This is a genomic window from Psychrobacter sp. APC 3426 (assembly GCF_030408035.1).
Classification (GTDB): Bacteria; Pseudomonadota; Gammaproteobacteria; order Pseudomonadales; family Moraxellaceae; genus Psychrobacter.
On sequence record NZ_JASDCF010000065.1, the window covers coordinates 1 to 800 of the forward strand.

Annotated in this window: 1 protein-coding gene; it reads right to left on the reverse strand. The window is 49.1% G+C overall.

Translation table 11 applies throughout. The annotated features are described in order from the left end of the window. Nucleotides 1-800: elongation factor Tu (locus QL919_RS14110; RefSeq protein WP_290190097.1), on the reverse strand; the 800-nt coding region annotated here is incomplete at both ends.

An 800-nucleotide genomic window follows, 5' to 3' on the forward strand; every position in this document is an offset into this window, starting at 1 on the left:
GCTAGTACTTGGCCACGTTGTACGTCTTCACGCTTAGTACCACGTAGTAGTACGCCACAGTTTTCGCCTGCACGACCTTCGTCAAGCAGTTTACGGAACATCTCTACACCAGTACAGGTGGTTTTTTGCGTGTCACGGATACCAACGATTTCAATTTCGTCACCAACACGTACGATACCTGATTCAACACGACCAGTTACTACGGTACCACGACCTGAGATTGAGAATACGTCTTCGATTGGCATTAGGAATGCTTTGTCGATGTCACGCTCTGGCTCTGGGATGTAGGTGTCTAGGATACCTAGTAGTTCTACTACGGCTGGTTGGCCATATTTGCCTTCGTCGCCTTTAAGGGCTTGGGTGGCTGAACCTTTTACGATTGGGGTGTCGTCACCTGGGAAGTCGTAGTCGTTAAGAAGTTCACGAACTTCCATTTCTACTAGTTCAAGCAATTCTTCGTCATCAACAAGGTCACATTTGTTCATGAATACGATGATGTACGGTACGCCAACCTGACGTGATAGCAGGATGTGCTCACGAGTTTGTGGCATTGGGCCGTCAGTTGCTGATACAACTAGGATTGCGCCGTCCATTTGAGCGGCACCAGTGATCATGTTTTTAACGTAATCGGCGTGACCTGGGCAATCAACGTGTGCGTAGTGACGATCAGCGGTGTCATATTCTACGTGTGAGGTGTTGATGGTGATGCCACGTGCTTTTTCTTCTGGGGCTGAGTCAATTGACGCGTAGTCTTTGGCTTCGCCACCAGAGGTGATTGCTGCTACGGTTGCGATAGCGGC